We start from the raw sequence: 16206 nt of genomic DNA, 5'->3' as shown, positions 1-16206 counted from the left end.
CTAGTAGTTTTGAGAAAGTTTCTGGCATAACATGGGTTTTTGTTCCGCTTTTTCTGGTACAAAATAGGACTACTGCCCGATCGGTTTGCGTATAATCAAACACCATATTATATCCATGTTTTCCATTTACATTCTCACCTATAACGAAGAAATTGATATTGCCGCCTGTGTAGAATCGGCACTTCTATCCGATGATGTGATTGTGGTTGACTCCTACAGTAGCGATCAAACAGTAGAGATTGCTTCTCGTTATCCAGTGCGCGTGATTCAGCATCAATTTGAAAGTCATGGTAAACAAAGAACTTGGATGTTAGAAAATATCGAGACTAAATACGATTGGGTTTATATCCTCGAAGCAGATGAAAGGATGACACCCCAACTGTATGCAGAATGTCTGAGTGCCACGCAACAGACAGAATTTACTGGTTTTTATGTGGCCGAAAGAGTTATGTTTATGGGAACTTGGATTCGTCGCAGCACCCAGTATCCCCGTTATCAAATGCGTCTATTTAGAAAAGATCAAGTCTGGTTTAGCGATTATGGTCACACGGAAAGGGAAGAATGTCGAGGAAAAACCTCTTTTTTAGAAGAAACCTATCCCCACTATACCTGTAGTAAGGGTTTAAGTCGTTGGATTGAAAAACACAATCGTTATTCTACCGATGAAGCAGCAGAAACCCTACATCAGTTGGCTAACGGGGGTGTTAGTTGGAAAAATTTATTTTTTGGTGAAACCGAAGTAGATAGACGGAGAGCTTTAAAAGATTTATCCCTACGATTGCCTTTTCGTCCCTTGCTTCGTTGGTTTTATATGTATTTTATCCTAGCGGGAATTCTCGATGGTAAAGCTGGTTTTGCTTGGTGTACTCTGCAAGCTTTTTATGAGTATTTGATCCTCTTAAAAGTGGCGGAAATGAAACAGGGTTTACCCACTCCCCCCGAACTGAGAAATCGTTTTCATACCCCGCAAAATAGTAACAATAGTAATTCCCATAGGCCCGGTTTTGTCTCCCTAAAAGGAAAAGCCGATTAACATTTAACCATAATTAGGGTCTGCTGAAAAAGTTTTTCCTAGGGGCAGGGTGTAGGGTGTAGGGTGTGGGGTGTGGGGTTTTACCGATTTTGAGGGGGTCAATTACCTAATTTTCAGGGAAAAAGTACCTGAATTTCCCCCTGATCACTCCCATATCTGGTACTTTTGGATTTCAAAAAAGGCTAAAAGTCTTATCCAGCAAGGTTTTTAGATTTATTCAGCAGACCCTAATTAATCAGCCGGCAATGACCCAACAACAACTCAGGAACAAAAAACAATGCTAATCCACCTACTCAGTGGTTAGTTTTCACGGGGAATACAGCCGTTCGACTTCACCCAATAGTTACTTGACTGGTATCGACGCTGGTTGCCCCATGGACTTTACTGGCAATTGCTACCATTTTATTTAAAGTCGCCTGATGGGAAACCCTGCCTTTTAGTACAACTTTACCACCAGTTTGAGCGACCCACAATTTGTCTTCATCAGCTAAATCCGGTGTCTCGTCAAAAGCTAAAACTACTCGTTTAGCTAGGCCGCTTTCGTCGTATTTTCCGTCTAATCCGACTCTTTCGGGGGGAATACCCGCAGCAGCGGCTTTACCTGTGATCGCACTAGCGGCATCTGCCGGTTTATCTAAGCCAAAAATTCTTTTTAACCAATCCATTGCTAACACTCCTGATTGAGTTCTAAAACCCCAATTTCTTTAAGAGGGATTTAGTGGAAACGATGTGTCGATCTAATCCTAAACGATCAGGACTGACTCCCACCGCTAAAGCGACTAATTGGGAAAAATGTAGTACAGGTAAACCTAAACTTCGACCGATCACTTTTGCCACTTCCGGTTGTCGGGAATCAAGATTAAGATGGCATAAAGGACAAGGGGTGACTAAACAATCGGCCCCCGCTGCCATGGCCTCTAAAATGTGTTTTCCTGCCATTTGGAACGATTGGGTGGTGGCATAACTGGACAGGGGCCAACCACAGCATTGAGTGCGTCCTTGATAATAAATCGGATTTGCTCCCACCGCTCGAAAGACATTTTCTAGGGATTCCGGCTGAAAAGGATTATCGTAGGGGAGAGTATCCTGGGCCCGCAGGAGATAACAACCATAAAAACCGGCACAATTTAAGCCTGATAAGGGACGAATCACCTTGGCCGCCAGATTATCTAAGCCATAATCGCCGACAATTGCCCAGAGTAGGTGTTTAACCGTCGTCGTACCTTGGTAGGGGGAACAATGTTCTTTCTGTAAATAATTATTAACTTCCTCAACATAATTGGGATTATTATGCTTTGCTTCCTTCAAGCGCTCATCCACATGACCGATCACCCCTTGACAGGTGCTACAGTGAGTCAACAGGGGTAAATTGAGGGCTTCTGCTAGGGCAATATTGCGCGCATTGACGGCATCTTCCAAGAGTTGCGAATCTTCCTTATAGGTTCCCGAACCACAACAGGCAGCTTTTTTGAGTTCGACTAAATTAATCCCCAAAGCTTCCGTCAGGGCTGCCGTGGATAGATATAGTTCCCGACAGGCACCTTGGGCGACACAACCGGGAAAATAAGCATACTGGAGATTGTTGACTGTCATGGATTCTAGGAAATTACTACTCATTACCTATCTACCATCTTGCCCCCCTTCCCCCCTGTCATCACTAAAGTCATGGAATTTCTTAACAGACAGTCTTTTGTGAGCTGCTCCGAACAAGTGTAGAGTAGTTTGTCCCTAGAGATAATATCCAAACAGGAGGAGAGCCATCTCAGCAGTATAATGGCTCTCCTTGAGAAAAATTGTTGTCATGAGGAGTGGGTTATATAAATGGGAATCTATCCGGTCAAGAGGTGATTTATCGGTAGAATTGAGAGTTCAGCCGAGAAATTACGGCGAGAAACCCTATTTTGTCGGCTTACGCCGCTTGGGGGAGGGTGATAACAGCATCAAAGTCAGCACGGCTAGGGAAAATCGAGAGAACCCGGTCCAGTTGGGTTAATTCAAAGATAATCTTGACTGAAGGTGGAATAGAACAGATATTGAGGGATTTTTCTTGACTTTGAGCCAGACGAAAGACGGTAACTAAAGCCATTAATCCAGCGCTGTCGAGGAATTCCACCCTACTCATATCCACAAGAAAAGTGATAGAGCGACTCCGGTTAACCAGATTGGTCAGCTGCTCTTGAAATTCTAGGACGTTAGCGGCGGTAATATAGCCACTTGGCTCAAATAGAGCAATTTCTGGGACTTTTACGGGACTTTTCATGGCTGGGCTTTGAAATTCATAAATGAACCTTTTAACTAGAAATCAGATACCGCTATTATGTCCTAACTTTCTGATTTTGCAACCCCGGTCTTGATAAATTTCCTCTCTCTTGAAAAGATTAATCTTTTCTTAATCTTGACCCCTGTAGGGAGGAACTGGTTTTAGGTTAACCTCATAATCTGGGCAGTAAAGAGAAACAGTCATCAAGGCTTATTAGGGTGAACACTAGGGGAAAGTCGTTAGGTTTAAGCTCTAATCCCGAATAACTGATGATAACCCACTATTATACCGGTATTTTTGTTAAAATAAAGTAAAGCAGGATACAGAAACTAGATTTGTTGAGCTAGAGTAAGGAAATTGTGGATACCCAGCCGACTATCCGCCAATTAGTGGAAAAAGCCCTATATTATCGTCAAATCACCCCAGAAATCGAGAACGGAATCAGTGAACTCCTCGGTCGTCTTGGCTACGTTTCTGATGTGGATTACGAGGCCCTCGAGTTACTCATGGATGAAATGGACGAAGGCCGGATTAATCTCGTTCCGCGTCGGTAACTTCAGTTATCAGTTATCAGTGGTGAGTTTTCAGTTCACTGATGGCCTTTCGGTTCCTGCTTATGCAATGGACGGGGTTATAAGGGATGATTTAGCGATCACCCGATCGAACCGGACCTAGTAACGAAGAACCTGACTGATTACTGTTGGCTGAACCATCCCCCAAAACCCAATTTCCCCAAATTTCCCCAAATTAATATAATTAGCTGCAGGCTTTCTCTTAACCTAATTTCTTCGATGATTCCTTTAACTCTTAATCTCTTGCAAGGTTCCGTTACTTTTCGTTTCAGTCCCAGTGCTGCTCTGGATTTGCAAAGGGAAATTAATATTTTACTCGATCGACTGAAAGCGATCGCCAGTAATGCTGCTAGTGGGGGTAAACCCCAACCCCAAAAACCGCTGGAATATCAGCACACTGGTGATGTGTTTCTGGAAGTGTTTTGTAATCCCAATATTTATCCGAATCCTTTTTCGGCTAAAGTTTTGTTAACGGTCCGCGATGATCGCCTGCGCTTAACCACAGAAGCAGAATTAACCCGTGTGATCGAGGATTTAGAGCGTTATATCGACCAAAATAGTTAGAATCGGGGGATTTTTGGGGTTTCGACCTTTCCTTGTCGTCCCACCTCTCCCCATCTGACTATTCTTCTCTAGCTTGCCATGTTACCGACCGATTTATTGATTTCCCGTCAAAATGGCGAGACAATTATTCCCAAACGCTTACCGATCGCTGCCGATTATCTGGCGATCGCCAAAGAACAAATCAGCTGTTTTCAGGAAAGTATCGGTCAAACTAAGGGAGAATTAAGCCAAAAACTCCTAATCTTGGAGGGAGACAGTCCCGATTATAAAATTAAACGGGGATTTGCTCACCTATTAACCAATCATTTTGCCAACTTTGAGATTATTAGTCCCTTAGAACCCCAGGAATTAAGAAAAAGAGTTTTTGAACAAGCGGCTAACTTTGTTCCTATTCCCCAAAATCGATCGCTAATTCTGGAAAAAATTGCCCAGCAACTCAGCCAAGAATTAAATCAAGAAATTTTTCCAGTAGCTCTAGAAAAAGGACTCTATGCTGATTTAGCGGAGAATAAAATTCTCACTCAATTTGATGCTCCCACCCCCGAAAACTTAATCCATCGTTTTAACCTCTCGCAAATTCAAGGTATTTTTTATCGGGCCAGTTATTTAATTATCAACGTCCATCGCAACGATCCGGGGGAATATAAATATCTCTTTCGCTATCTAAAACTATTTCGTTTAATGACTTATATCGAAGGGGATGCCGACACGGGATTTACTATTACTATCGATGGTCCCACCAGTTTATTTAAAGCTAATAGTCGTTATGGCCTTGAAATCGCTAAATTAATTCCTGCCTTACTCCATGTTACTCACTGGAATTTGAAGGCACAATTACAGTATAAAGATTCCTATACAGGAACTATTAAAAAACAACAGTTCAATTTAGAGGATAACTGTGGTCTGGTGTCCCACTATTCCCCGGGTAAACCCTACGATAGTATGTTAGAGGAATCTTTCGCTAAACGTTGGTTACAGTTAAAAACTGAATGGCAGTTAGAAAGGGAAGTAGATTTAGTGCCTTTACCCGGAGGAGTGATGATTCCCGATTTCCGTTTAGTGCATCCCGATGGTCGCGTTTTTCTCCTCGAAATTGTTGGTTATTGGCGACCAGAATACCTACAAAAGAAATTTTTACAGGTTAAATCGGCCCAAGCAAATAATCTAATTTTAGCCGTATCGGAACGGTTAAATCTAGAAAAAGCCGGAGTTAAATTTCAAAATCTACCCGCTCAGGTTATCTGGTTTAAAGATAAATTATCACCCCAGGCAGTGTTAGAAGTTTTAAGTTAAAGGGTTAAGAAGCTAAAAGCGGAAGTATGATTTAATACTCCCGCTTCGGTTTAATCAGACTAGGTCAACTTTTTCGCTTAAGACCGGACAATGAGTGCTACATCATTGAGCAATGGCAGGACTGATGGACACTTTCACCACTTTATTTTTTTCTTCTTCCGCTTTCGGGAGGGTGAGATTGAGAATACCATCTTTGTATTCAGCAGCCACGTTAGTGTTATCAACCTGAACCGGTAGAGGAATAACCCGATGGAATTTACCATAACGGAATTCAGTGCGGGTAAATCCTTCTTCTTCGGTTTTAATTTCCGATTTTCTTTCACCATTAATGGTCAGACTATCGGCTGTTACTTCCACGTTGAGGTCTTTGGCTTCCATACCGGGTATTTCCAGTTTAAGCTGAACTGCCTCTGGCGTTTCGGTCATTTCCGCCGCCGGGATGAAGGATAACCCCACTTTTTCGCCATTGCCTACATCAGTCGGCACAATACGGTCCAACAAGCGATTCATTTCTTTTTGTAGGCTTTCTACTTCTCTGAAAGGTTCCCAGCGTATAAGTGCCATATAAGTCACCTCCGAAGTTTTCTTAACGCTAGAGATGTTGGTTTATCTCTACACTTTTAGGATAGATAAAAGATTGTCTGACCGGGGTAGGGTTTTCGGTATTGAGTTTTTCCAGATTCCCGTACTATCTCCTATACTAGGGTCTGCTGAAAAAGTTTTTCCTGGTGTGGGGTGTGGGGTGTGGGGTGTTTTCTCAGTGAACTGAGAACTGATAACTGATGACTGATAACTGATAACTGATAACTGACTCCAACAACAAACTTTTTCAGCAAAACCTAATTATTGTCTATTATTTTCATCGAAATAGAGCAATAACTCCTAAAATAACCCCTAGCAAGCCAATTAAGATGGCGAATATAACGGCTTTGCGATTTCTCTCTAGTTGGCGTGTTAAGTTTTTTCGTTCTTCCTGAAAACGATTCAGTCTGCGCTCAATTTCCTCTAACTTAATTTTTTGTTTCGAGTTCTTAGTCTCAAGATTTTGCAGATGAGATTTAAAAGTTTCTAAATCAGCTTGTATTGTATCTTTTTGCTTTTGCAAGGTTGTCTGAAATTCCTCTAATTTTTGATCATAGGATTCTACAATCTCAGAAATTTTTAAATAATTACTTTCAACAGCTAATAACTGTTCTAGCTTAACATCAAAACTATTAAACTTAGTTTGTAGTCGGTTAACTTGTTCTAATAAATCGATATATTTATTATCAATACTTTGTTCAAATAGCTTGCTTTCTTTCCTGAAAATTTTGTAAACGCTAAGATAATTATAATTAATTATTTTTCTGGGAATTAAGTTGTTCGCACCCGTTAATAAATATTTCGTTACATTATCAGAAATGGCGATTGATGATTTGAAAGTTTCTTCCATACTCTTATTGATCAAAAATGCTTGTTCATTGTAATCATCAAAGTTCGTTTTATTTAAATCATTAATTATACTAATAATACTATCTATAATTCTGTTAACTTGAGTGTATAATCTCAAATCGTTTATAAACATAAAGCTATGGCTAGGCATATTTTCTGATAAGAATTTCATGTTTTCAAGTATTGTTTTTAAATCTTTATCATTTTCTCCAAATTCATTTAAACAGTTTTGAAACATGAAAATATTGCTGTCTTTTATATTACTAACTATTGAAAAAAAAAGAATCAATTTGATTTATATCTAAATGATGACTGAGGAGAGCAAAATGATAGTCTTTAAAGCAATTGTTGATTATATTTTTAGTGATGTCTTGACTGATTCGCCAAGTATCAGAATATAGGTCGTAGGAATAGATAACTATCGATTTTACTTCTGGGTAAAATTGTCGTAAAAAACTTAATAAACCAAGAGCTTCAGGTGCAGCACCCGCGCAAAATAAACAAACTTTGAGATGTTTTTTATCAAAAACTAGCTGCATCAAGCTGGGGTCTTTTTCTTGCAAGCTTTCCAAAACTCTATAAGTCATTTCTACATAATGAGGATAGTAAGCCAGTAAGTAAGCAGCCTGAGTGTTATAATTAGAATAATCTACACTTACATGATTAGTATGAAAACTACTTCTTAGTCGTTTAACATCAGGTTGCAAAGATTGTAAGTAAGATTTAATACTAAGACTTTTTCCCTGTAATCTATTCAGATCAATTAAATTTTCGATAATTAAGTGGTATAAATTGTTAAGTTCGTTCATGGTTAGATAATATTCCTAAAAGTAAGATTAATTCTCGCAGAAATATTGTGATTAGTTTTGGGTAATTGATGTAACCAGTGGTGTTGAGTTGCTCCGCGCATGATTAGCAAACTACCTGATGTTAGCTCAAGATTGATAATATCTTCCTCCTGTTTATGTTTAAGTGAAAATTTTCTTGTGCTGCCAAAACTAACCGATGCAATAACTGGATTTTTGCCTAATTCTGGTTCATCATCACTATGCCAAGCGACGCTATCTCGACCATCTCGATAAAAATTCAGAAGCACGCTATTAAATTTCGTACCTGCTAGAGTTTCCGCTCTCTCTTTAATATATAATAAGGTATCTGTCCAAGCAAGAGGATTCATATTAATTCCTGAATAAGTATAGGATTTATCTGAATCGCCATACCAAGCAGTTAATCGAGGTAGAGGTAAGGTTTGCCCCATCATTTTTATATAATCCTGTCGCCAAGCTATCTCATTTTGCAAAATATTTAGCAAATATTCACTTTGTTTATCATTGAATATTTCTTGGTAAAAAATAACTTCACCGTCTCGATTAATTAATGTTTCTCCAATGGTTGATTCTAGAGGATTAATTTTGATAAATTCTCTAATTCCTTGCTGACGATAACGCCTAAACCATTTGTATAATGTGCTATAGCTATAATCTGAAAATTGAGCAAACTGTCTAATATTATCAGACTGAGATGTTTTAAAGTCAATCAATGCTTGTATCGGCTGAGTTTTTTCTGCCTCTAGCAGATAGACTTTTAAAAGAGAGATAGATTCTTTGATATGCAAAGTTTTATATTTACTCATAGATAGGATAAAAAATTAAAACATTTTGATATTAATTATCTACTGATGAATAATTAAACTTTCTAAACTGGTTTGTAAATCTTGGGTTAATTGTGCTACGGCCGAGCGTCGCTCGCTTTTATAATCGGCATAGCGCTCGGATACGGAAATAGGTTTACCGATAGTTATTATCGCTTTTTGTTGACCAATTTGGGGACGGAAAAAGGGATTACCTCCTTTAATTCTTGTCACTAAATCCCAGAGTAATAAAATTGTCTCAGCAAATCTTTCTACGGTGGGTTTTTCTTTGACATAATAACCAGTTACTGAGACGAAACTTTCGACAATTCTCATGTGCCACATTTTTAAATTAGCTTCATCGGCCAGGCGATCAGCTAATCCTAATTCAAGGGGAGAAATAGAATGAGTGGGTTTTAATTCTTCCCGATAAATGCGTTCCCATCCTGCTTGTTCTAAACGACGACAGCGATCAATTACATTACCATTAGGAGAAAGATTAAAATACTTTTCTACGGTTTGTAAGGCCACATCTAATAAATTGGCTAAACGTTTGGCTAGGGTTTCATTTGGATCATCACCATTGGCAGGCACTACAGGCAAAGATTGATAGTAGAAATCTCGATAAAAATCCTCCATTAAGGATAATAATCTTTCTCCTAAACGAAAAAGACGCTCGTATAAAACCTTTTCTTCTAGGGATAAATTTGGGATTGTTTCTAAACCGCTATCGGTTTCTAAATTAGTTAAAATTCGCTCGATTTCTTGCCACACTGGAGTCAGATAAAAATACTGAATACCAATGGGTAAAATAATTACTTCTTGCTCTTGTTTAGCTTTTCTGACATCATCCACCCCCCAAAAAGCCAATTGAGAAATACCCGGTTCAATCGCACTCACAAGCTCATTATGTCCGTTAGTTGCCCCTTCCGGAGCGGCGGCTAAAGGATAATCTCCTTCTAATAATAAACGACGAGCCGAACGCAATCCGATTAAATCAGCTTTTCCCCGTTGAATTGGTGTGCCACCTAACTTAGAATATAACCATCCTACCCTTTCTCCCGCCCATAAAGGAATCCCTCGATCGTACATAAAATAAGCGTGAATTGGATTGTTTAATTTTATTCCTAACTCTTGGGCTTTTTTGGGTACTAATTTCCACAAAAGATAGGCCATACAGTAGGGATCGTTAATACTGGGATGACGAAAGGCAAGCAGTAAACGTACTTTTTTCTCTTGACTTTTTTGATAAAATGTGATTAAAGTTTCTAGATTAGCGGCCGAAATTTCCCTTAAGTTGGTTTGAGTTTGTAACCAGAGAGGTAAAAAGATTTGACATCCCTTTAAAAGCAAGGGATTAAGGTCAGGGGGTATAAATTCTAGAGGAGGTTGTGCGCCCAAAGATAGATTAGACATATAAGTAGTCGTGCCAAATAAATTTCCTAGTTGAGACAGTTATCAGTTATCAGTTATCAGTTATCAAATTTGAGTTTTCAGTTCACTGTTTACTGTTTAAGAAAGAATCCAAGAAAACTCTGATCAATAATTACTCACTGGTCAAAAGCTAATCACAGCAGCAAACAGATGTCGAGCTAGATTTCAAATAGACTGGGATTACAGGCTCCCTCAACCGTGAAAGGAGAAATTAACCGACTTTGAGCGAGGAGGAACAGGAGCAGTTTACCTCCTCACCTAAACAAATACAGCTATACTATAGCTCTATCCCCATTTCCTGCAAACGAGCTGCCAGCCGTTGAGAACGCTGTCTTTCCGCTTCCAGAGCTTGCTGAGTAGCATTTAATTGCTCCTGTGCTGCAGCCGCCTGCTCCTGTGCTGCAGCCGCCTGCTCCTGGGCTGCTTCTTCTGGCAAGGGGATTAAATTGCCTTCCGAGTCATAAAATCTTGCCCAGATTGCCGTTTCTCGGTCAATAGTGCCTTCCCAAGTTCCCAACCAATAGCCTAAAGTTTCGCACCATAACCAGCCGCGCTCGTTTCGTTCTAAAGAATGGTAGCGTTGGTCGGCCCCTAAATGCCATCCTTGTAAAGAATTGGCATCAAAAGGATCGTAGATGAAATAATCTGGCGTGCGGAAGGTTCCCTCATAAATTGCCTTTTTTCGCACTTTATCAGTCTTAGCGGTACTAGGAGAGGTTAATTCCACGATAACGTCAGGATAACGTCCCTCTTCTTCCCAAATTACCCAACCCTGTCGCTCTCTCGTACCATCGACATTGAGGACAGCGAAGAAATCTGGCCCGCGAAAATCGCGATTTTTGGCTTGTTCACGGCTGAAATAAATAAACATATTGCCACCGGTGTAGAAGTCGTCTCGTTCACCGTAACCCTGCTGTAGGGAGCGAATCAAGACATTCATGGCAATGCGGTGTCGGTTGCTTTCCAAAGGTTCACCATCATCAAAAATTAAGTCTGTGGGGGGTGGGGGGGGTTCCCAGAAGTCCTCGAAATCTTCTTCTATCAGTGCCGGAGAGGTGGCAGTTTCGTCGCTTTTGGCAATCGTCATTTTTTCGGCCTCTCTAGGTGGGAGTATCCATGTTTTTGCTGATTATTGATCCTATGTTACATCAGAATTTAGGAGTGAGGAGATAGATGTTAGGAGTTGAGAAAATTATCTTCGCTTAACAATGATCAAAACTTTTCTTCCGGGTGCATTATACTGGGCTAACACACCCGAATAATATCCTTAAGCTAACCAAAAAACTTGGCTTTATCTTTAACTAATTTTGTCCCGATTCCGGCGGCAATGACTTCGGAGAGAATGCTAATTAAACGATAGATAGCAACGGTGACAAGTACGTTAGCGGCGGGAAATTTTTCTGTGTCAAAAAGTGCAATCGCTGTAGCTTCAAACACTCCTAATCCCCCCGGCGCTCCGGGGACAACTAAACCCAATAACCAAGCAAAACTAAAGGTTCCTAAGAGGGGTAAAATCTGAGCGGGGGTAATCATTTTTAACACCATCCAAGCTAAAATAAAACCCGCACCGCGCCACAATAAAAATCCAGTTTCACCCAAGAGAGGGACGAGAGGATATTTAGTTAGATAAACAGGTTCTTGAGCAATCTTTTTCTTTTGGCTAAGGATTTTGAGAGGATAATTTAAAAATTTGGGATGAATGCTGATTAAAATTAATCCTAAAACTAATATCTGTATCCCTAGACTTGAGCTAGATTTCATCCAACCTAAACCACTACCAATAACTGCTATGGCTAAGGCTGCACACACCAGCAATAAAAGTTCTAATAAAACGCTTAAACTGGCGATTCCCCAATCACTTCCTGCTTTATTAATTGCCACGATGCGAGCATAAAAGTGACCGATATTACCAGGTAAGTATTTTCCTAAATTGGTAATCATATAGATGCCAATTCCTGTGGAGGTTTTAATCGGTTGTTGATAGCTTTTGAGTATCCATGTCCACACCCATCCTGCCCAAATTTGAGCGATAACAGTGGTTACAAGTGCCAAGAAAAGAAATAACCAGCCATGATTTTCAATTCTAACTGAGGTGACGTTATCCCAGTTATTTTTAAGGTTACTGAGAACAAAAAATAAGGTTCCCCCAATAATCAGCCAACGTAGAAACTTTTTCAGCATTTCATTTTTTCCTTTATTCATTTTCTGGGGGGAACCAATCGAGATCAAGAAGATTTTCTAAACTGTAGGGACATTCCCCAGGAAAACTAACTTGATTATCGGTTTTTTCTCTAACATAATTTAAAGCTTTCTGGTAAATACGAGGTGATTCTTGAGTGAGATAATTGCGGAGATTAGTAGTTAAATAAGTGTCGATCTGGTTTTTGAAATTGACGATTTCTGAACGCCAATGAGAACGATTATATTCTCTTTCCCTTATCCAAAATTGTAACAATAAACAATGTCTAATAATTTGCTCTAATAAACTAGCAACACGAAACTTTTTTTCGTTTCCCAAATCTTCTAACTCCTCGATTAAATTCTCTAAGTCTAAAGCGTCAAATCTCTTCGCTTTTAAGAGTTCGATAGTTTCTTCTAACCAGAGAGAATCATCAATTTCGTAGAGAGTTTTTAAGTCGGGAATAACAGTCATTATCATCTCCTTTATTCGTATGGTGGTAGCCAATTGGGATCGAGAAGTTCTTCTAAACTGTAGGGACAAGTATCGGGAAAAATAACTTGATTTTTTGTCTTTTTTCTCACATAACGGGTTGCCTTCTGATAAATATTATCAAATTCTTGTTCTAAATATTTCCGTAAACTTGCCGTTAGGTAGGTATTTAATTGATCTTGAAAATTTACCAGTTCTGATTCCCAATGACTTTGATTATATTCTCTTTCCCTTGTCCAAAATTGCAGTAACAAAGCATGACGAATAATTTGCTGTAAAAAACTAGCAACACGAAACTTTTTTTCGTTTCCCAAATCTTCTAACTCCTCGATTAAATTCTCTAAATCTAAAGCGTCAAATCTTCTCGCTTTTAAGAGTTCGATAGTTTCTTCTAACCAGAGAGAATCATCAACTTCGTAGAGAGTTTTTAAGTCGGGAATAACAGTCATTATCATTTCCTTTATTCGTAAGGTGGTAGCCAATTGGGATTGAGAAGTTCTTCTAAACTGTAGGGACAAGTATCGGGAAAGTTGACTTGATTTTTAGTCTTTTTTCTGACAAAGAAAACTGCATCTTCATAAATGTTAGTTAATTCATTTTGTAAATAATTACGGAGATTGGTGGTTAAGTATCTTTTTAGCTGAATTTGAAAGTTGACTATTTCTAACTCCCAGTGATCCTGATTATATGCTCTTTTCTCTGTCCAAAATTGCAGTAACAAAGCATGACGAATAATTTGCTCTAATAAACTGGCAACACGAAACTTTTTTTCGTTTCCCAAGTCTTCTAACTCCTCGATTAAATTCTCTAAATCTAAAGCCTCAAAATTTTTAGCCTTGAGCAGTTCTATAGTTTCTTCTAACCAAAGAGAATCATCAATCTCGTAGAGAGTTTTTAAGTCGGGAATAACAGTCATTTTTTATCTCCTTGATTGTCAGATGGTAGCCAATTAGGATCGAGAAGTTCTTCTAAACTGTAGGGACAAATATCAGGAAAGTTGACTTTATTATCGGTTTTTTGACGAACGTATCGCACGGACTCAAAGTAAATTTGCTCAAATTCCTGTTCTAGATATTTACGAAGATTTGTGGTTAAATAACGTTTTAGTTGATCTTTAAAACTCACTATCTCTGCTTGCCAATGAGCTTGATTATATTCTCTTTCCCTTGTCCAAAACTGTAATAATAAACAATGTCTAATAATTTGCTGTAAAAAACTAGCAACACGAAACCTTTTTTCGTTCCCCAAGTCTTCTAACTCCTCGATTAAATTGTCTAAATCTAAAGCGTCAAATTTTTTCGCTTTCAAGAGTTCGATAGTTTCTTCTAACCAGAGAGAATCATCAATTTCGTAGAGAGTTTTTAAGTCTAGAATAACAGTCATTTTTTATTTCCCCTAGAATTGGCAATAGTGACCAGTTAAACCGATCACTAAAGCTTTTTCCTGTTTATATACTAGATAATTTTAGCGGAGCGCAGACCGAAAAAGAGACCGAGGGCAATTCCGGTAAAAACGATCAGATAACCCGCTAAAGCGGCAACAGCTAACACAGACATGGTGAAAATCTCCCAAGTAATTTAATCTTTTTTAGCATTGTACCGTTATTCTTGCCCTTCCCCTTCCTCCTCTTCTATATCTTCCCCAAAGCGCTGCTGGGGGGGAATTGCGGCGACAATTGCCTCGATTACCTTGCCGACTGGAACAATTTCTAAGCCCACATCTTCGGGATAAACTTGACCTCTGGGGACAATTGCCCGTTTAAAGCCCAATTTAGCCGCTTCTTTTAATCTTAGTTCCATTTGCGACACTAGGCGCACTTGTCCGCCTAATCCCACTTCCCCGATTAAGACTGTGCGCGGATCCACAACTCGATCGCGAAAACTGGCGACAACAGCGATCGCAACTCCCAGATCCGCCGCCGGTTCTTCCACTCCCAACCCTCCTGCGGAGGCAACATAGGCATCTAATTTCGATAAAGGAATGCCGACGCGCTTTTCTAAAACGGCGAGAATTTGCTGTAATCGGTTGTATTCTATGCCAGTAGTCGATCTTCGGGGGGAAGCATAGCTGGTAGGGCTAACTAATGCCTGTAACTCCACCACAATCGGGCGTGTACCTTCACAGGCTACCACCGTCGCCGTACCCGGGGAAAATTCGTCGCGATTGCCTAAAAACAATTCTGAGGGGTTTTCCACTTCCACCAAACCGTGATCCACCATCTCGAAAATACCGATCTCATGGGTGGCCCCAAAACGGTTTTTCACGGATCTTAAGAGACGATGGGAGGCATAGCGATCGCCTTCAAAATATAACACCGTATCGACCAAATGTTCCAAAACTCGCGGACCAGCGATCGCCCCTTCTTTAGTCACATGACCGACAATTAATAAAGTAATATTCTCCCGTTTTGCCACCTGCATCAAGGCGGAGGTACATTCGCGAACTTGGGCGACGGATCCCGGTGCGGAAGTTAACGCCCCAAAATAAAGAGTTTGAATACTGTCAATTACCGCCACCTGTGGGCGTAAAGATTCTAATTCCCGCAAAATTTCCTCTAAATCGGTTTCTGGCAGAACATAGAGATGATTATCGAGTTCTGAGGTTGATTCAGAGGCTTTTTTCTCCTTGCCATTGCCGTTATTTTCCGACTCCACGGCAACCACTCCCACCCCCAAACGGGCAGCCCGCAGTTTAATCTGTTGTCCCGATTCTTCAGCGGAAACGTAGAGGATGCGCGGTAATCTTTGGGCGAGTTGGTTGGTAACTTGCAGTAAAAGCGTCGATTTGCCGATACCCGGATCGCCGCCGATTAGTACAAGAGAACCGGGGACAATGCCACCGCCGAGAACGCGATCGAATTCCCCGTAACCAGAGGGAAAACGTTCCTGTTCATACTGGGTAATTTCCGAGAAGCGCACCGAGATGCGCGGTTGCGGGTTGCGTTGCCCTTTGCCGTTATTTGGGCGACTATTTTGCCATCCTGGGCGATTTCCCGCCGGATTATTGCCACCAGCCATCACTTGTTCTTCTAGCGTCCCGTAGGTGTCACAACTGGGGCATTTTCCCAACCATTGGGGAGATTCCGCCCCACAAGCGCTACAGATATATATTGTTCGCGATTTCGCCATGTTTTTTAAGAAAAGTTGAAGAAAAGCGGTTTGAGGATCAATTCTCTTGTCAAATTTAGTTAAGTATGATAAAGGGGAAGGAAGACCATAAAGTTATTGATAATTGCCATAAAAGAAATAAAATAGGAAATTTAGGCTTAATGATAACGGCAAAGGGATATTCTATAAACAGGAACGCTCGTTATTTAAC

The 16206-nt window shown here is 40.1% G+C and carries 20 protein-coding genes; 4 read left to right on the top strand and 16 right to left on the bottom strand.

Features of this window, described 5'->3' with window-relative positions; translation table 11 throughout:
- Positions 1-115 precede the first annotated feature (115 nt).
- Entirely contained in the window at positions 116-1033 is a 918-nt protein-coding gene (locus ACQY1Y_RS15140; RefSeq protein WP_002732786.1) for a glycosyltransferase family 2 protein, read from the top strand.
- 332 nt (positions 1034-1365) lie between these two features.
- Here the strand turns inward: ACQY1Y_RS15140 and ACQY1Y_RS15135 are convergent, their stop codons facing one another.
- The 3 genes from ACQY1Y_RS15135 to ACQY1Y_RS15125 form a co-directional block, all read right to left on the bottom strand.
- Positions 1366-1698 carry a BON domain-containing protein gene (locus tag ACQY1Y_RS15135; protein WP_002734904.1) on the bottom strand — a complete coding sequence of 111 codons (333 nt, stop codon included), beginning with the start codon at positions 1696-1698 and terminating at the stop codon, positions 1366-1368.
- Between the two features lie 22 nt (positions 1699-1720).
- Positions 1721-2650: a CoB--CoM heterodisulfide reductase iron-sulfur subunit B family protein gene (locus tag ACQY1Y_RS15130; RefSeq protein ID WP_002776286.1), complete on the bottom strand. Its 930-nt coding sequence runs from the start codon at positions 2648-2650 to the stop codon at positions 1721-1723.
- A gap of 292 nt (positions 2651-2942) precedes the next feature.
- Entirely contained in the window at positions 2943-3293 is a 351-nt protein-coding gene (locus tag ACQY1Y_RS15125; protein WP_002742362.1) for an STAS domain-containing protein, read from the bottom strand.
- 359 nt (positions 3294-3652) lie between these two features.
- On the opposite strand from ACQY1Y_RS15125, the gene ACQY1Y_RS15120 reads away from it, so the two are divergent.
- The 3 genes from ACQY1Y_RS15120 (at position 3653) to ACQY1Y_RS15110 (ending at position 5722) form a co-directional block, all read left to right on the top strand.
- Positions 3653-3847, top strand: coding sequence for a hypothetical protein (locus tag ACQY1Y_RS15120; protein ID WP_002734413.1), 195 nt, complete (start codon positions 3653-3655; stop codon positions 3845-3847).
- 237 nt (positions 3848-4084) lie between these two features.
- On the top strand, positions 4085-4429 hold the full coding sequence (locus ACQY1Y_RS15115) for a hypothetical protein (RefSeq protein WP_002732938.1): 345 nt from the start codon (positions 4085-4087) through the stop codon (positions 4427-4429).
- A gap of 78 nt (positions 4430-4507) precedes the next feature.
- Positions 4508-5722: a DUF790 family protein gene (locus ACQY1Y_RS15110; protein ID WP_430013067.1), complete on the top strand. Its 1215-nt coding sequence runs from the start codon at positions 4508-4510 to the stop codon at positions 5720-5722.
- A gap of 102 nt (positions 5723-5824) precedes the next feature.
- On the opposite strand, the gene ACQY1Y_RS15105 is transcribed toward ACQY1Y_RS15110, so the two are convergent.
- From ACQY1Y_RS15105 to radA, 13 genes are all read right to left on the bottom strand, one after another.
- Positions 5825-6286, bottom strand: a complete 462-nt coding sequence (locus tag ACQY1Y_RS15105) for an Hsp20/alpha crystallin family protein (RefSeq protein ID WP_002733604.1) — start codon at positions 6284-6286, stop codon at positions 5825-5827.
- 295 nt (positions 6287-6581) lie between these two features.
- Positions 6582-7391, bottom strand: coding sequence for a hypothetical protein (locus tag ACQY1Y_RS15100; protein ID WP_259678999.1), 810 nt, complete (start codon positions 7389-7391; stop codon positions 6582-6584).
- Between the two features lie 25 nt (positions 7392-7416).
- Entirely contained in the window at positions 7417-7962 is a 546-nt protein-coding gene (locus ACQY1Y_RS15095) for a hypothetical protein (RefSeq protein ID WP_259678998.1), read from the bottom strand.
- A 2-nt stretch (positions 7963-7964) separates the two neighbouring features.
- Positions 7965-8786, bottom strand: a complete 822-nt coding sequence (locus tag ACQY1Y_RS15090; protein ID WP_002742372.1) for an alpha-ketoglutarate-dependent dioxygenase AlkB — start codon at positions 8784-8786, stop codon at positions 7965-7967.
- Positions 8787-8825: 39 nt separating this feature from the next.
- A complete protein-coding gene (locus tag ACQY1Y_RS15085; RefSeq protein ID WP_430013066.1) occupies positions 8826-10199 on the bottom strand; it encodes a 1-acyl-sn-glycerol-3-phosphate acyltransferase in 1374 nt (457 codons plus the stop codon).
- Between the two features lie 295 nt (positions 10200-10494).
- Entirely contained in the window at positions 10495-11304 is an 810-nt protein-coding gene (locus tag ACQY1Y_RS15080; protein WP_430013065.1) for a Uma2 family endonuclease, read from the bottom strand.
- Positions 11305-11489: 185 nt separating this feature from the next.
- Complete coding sequence (locus ACQY1Y_RS15075; RefSeq protein ID WP_024969564.1) at positions 11490-12419, bottom strand: lysylphosphatidylglycerol synthase transmembrane domain-containing protein; 930 nt, start codon at positions 12417-12419, stop codon at positions 11490-11492.
- Positions 12412-12870, bottom strand: coding sequence for a DUF29 domain-containing protein (locus tag ACQY1Y_RS15070; protein WP_430013064.1), 459 nt, complete (start codon positions 12868-12870; stop codon positions 12412-12414). Before ACQY1Y_RS15070 ends, ACQY1Y_RS15075 begins: the two co-directional genes overlap by 8 nt.
- Positions 12871-12881: 11 nt before the next feature.
- Complete coding sequence (locus tag ACQY1Y_RS15065; protein WP_430013063.1) at positions 12882-13337, bottom strand: DUF29 domain-containing protein; 456 nt, start codon at positions 13335-13337, stop codon at positions 12882-12884.
- An 11-nt stretch (positions 13338-13348) separates the two neighbouring features.
- On the bottom strand, positions 13349-13804 hold the full coding sequence (locus ACQY1Y_RS15060; protein ID WP_016515037.1) for a DUF29 domain-containing protein: 456 nt from the start codon (positions 13802-13804) through the stop codon (positions 13349-13351).
- Positions 13801-14271, bottom strand: a complete 471-nt coding sequence (locus ACQY1Y_RS15055; RefSeq protein ID WP_002733892.1) for a DUF29 domain-containing protein — start codon at positions 14269-14271, stop codon at positions 13801-13803. Before ACQY1Y_RS15055 ends, ACQY1Y_RS15060 begins: the two co-directional genes overlap by 4 nt.
- 71 nt (positions 14272-14342) lie before the next feature.
- Positions 14343-14444 carry a cytochrome b6-f complex subunit PetL gene (gene petL / locus ACQY1Y_RS15050; RefSeq protein WP_002752397.1) on the bottom strand — a complete coding sequence of 34 codons (102 nt, stop codon included), beginning with the start codon at positions 14442-14444 and terminating at the stop codon, positions 14343-14345.
- Positions 14445-14489: 45 nt separating this feature from the next.
- Positions 14490-16016, bottom strand: a complete 1527-nt coding sequence (gene radA, locus ACQY1Y_RS15045) for a DNA repair protein RadA (RefSeq protein WP_430013062.1) — start codon at positions 16014-16016, stop codon at positions 14490-14492.
- Positions 16017-16206: the final 190 nt, after the last annotated feature.

The sequence above is a fragment of the Microcystis ichthyoblabe FBCC-A1114 genome (assembly GCF_050500245.1).
Classification (GTDB): Bacteria; Cyanobacteriota; Cyanobacteriia; order Cyanobacteriales; family Microcystaceae; genus Microcystis; species Microcystis ichthyoblabe_A.
The sequence above is the reverse complement of the archived record's forward strand: the minus strand, read 5'-3'. Positions and strand labels throughout refer to the sequence as shown.

Coding starts and splice junctions, on each gene's coding strand:
- ACQY1Y_RS15140 (WP_002732786.1), top strand. CDS start 116: ATGTTTTCCATTTACATTCTCACCTATAACGAAGAAATTGATATTGCC.
- ACQY1Y_RS15135 (WP_002734904.1), bottom strand. CDS start 1,698: ATGGATTGGTTAAAAAGAATTTTTGGCTTAGATAAACCGGCAGATGCC.
- ACQY1Y_RS15130 (WP_002776286.1), bottom strand. CDS start 2,650: ATGAGTAGTAATTTCCTAGAATCCATGACAGTCAACAATCTCCAGTAT.
- ACQY1Y_RS15125 (WP_002742362.1), bottom strand. CDS start 3,293: ATGAAAAGTCCCGTAAAAGTCCCAGAAATTGCTCTATTTGAGCCAAGT.
- ACQY1Y_RS15115 (WP_002732938.1), top strand. CDS start 4,085: ATGATTCCTTTAACTCTTAATCTCTTGCAAGGTTCCGTTACTTTTCGT.
- ACQY1Y_RS15110 (WP_430013067.1), top strand. CDS start 4,508: ATGTTACCGACCGATTTATTGATTTCCCGTCAAAATGGCGAGACAATT.
- ACQY1Y_RS15105 (WP_002733604.1), bottom strand. CDS start 6,286: ATGGCACTTATACGCTGGGAACCTTTCAGAGAAGTAGAAAGCCTACAA.
- ACQY1Y_RS15100 (WP_259678999.1), bottom strand. CDS start 7,391: ATGTTTCAAAACTGTTTAAATGAATTTGGAGAAAATGATAAAGATTTA.
- ACQY1Y_RS15095 (WP_259678998.1), bottom strand. CDS start 7,962: ATGAACGAACTTAACAATTTATACCACTTAATTATCGAAAATTTAATT.
- ACQY1Y_RS15090 (WP_002742372.1), bottom strand. CDS start 8,786: ATGAGTAAATATAAAACTTTGCATATCAAAGAATCTATCTCTCTTTTA.
- ACQY1Y_RS15085 (WP_430013066.1), bottom strand. CDS start 10,199: ATGTCTAATCTATCTTTGGGCGCACAACCTCCTCTAGAATTTATACCC.
- ACQY1Y_RS15080 (WP_430013065.1), bottom strand. CDS start 11,304: ATGACGATTGCCAAAAGCGACGAAACTGCCACCTCTCCGGCACTGATA.
- ACQY1Y_RS15075 (WP_024969564.1), bottom strand. CDS start 12,419: ATGAATAAAGGAAAAAATGAAATGCTGAAAAAGTTTCTACGTTGGCTG.
- ACQY1Y_RS15070 (WP_430013064.1), bottom strand. CDS start 12,870: ATGACTGTTATTCCCGACTTAAAAACTCTCTACGAAATTGATGATTCT.
- ACQY1Y_RS15065 (WP_430013063.1), bottom strand. CDS start 13,337: ATGACTGTTATTCCCGACTTAAAAACTCTCTACGAAGTTGATGATTCT.
- ACQY1Y_RS15060 (WP_016515037.1), bottom strand. CDS start 13,804: ATGACTGTTATTCCCGACTTAAAAACTCTCTACGAGATTGATGATTCT.
- ACQY1Y_RS15055 (WP_002733892.1), bottom strand. CDS start 14,271: ATGACTGTTATTCTAGACTTAAAAACTCTCTACGAAATTGATGATTCT.
- petL (WP_002752397.1), bottom strand. CDS start 14,444: ATGTCTGTGTTAGCTGTTGCCGCTTTAGCGGGTTATCTGATCGTTTTT.
- radA (WP_430013062.1), bottom strand. CDS start 16,016: ATGGCGAAATCGCGAACAATATATATCTGTAGCGCTTGTGGGGCGGAA.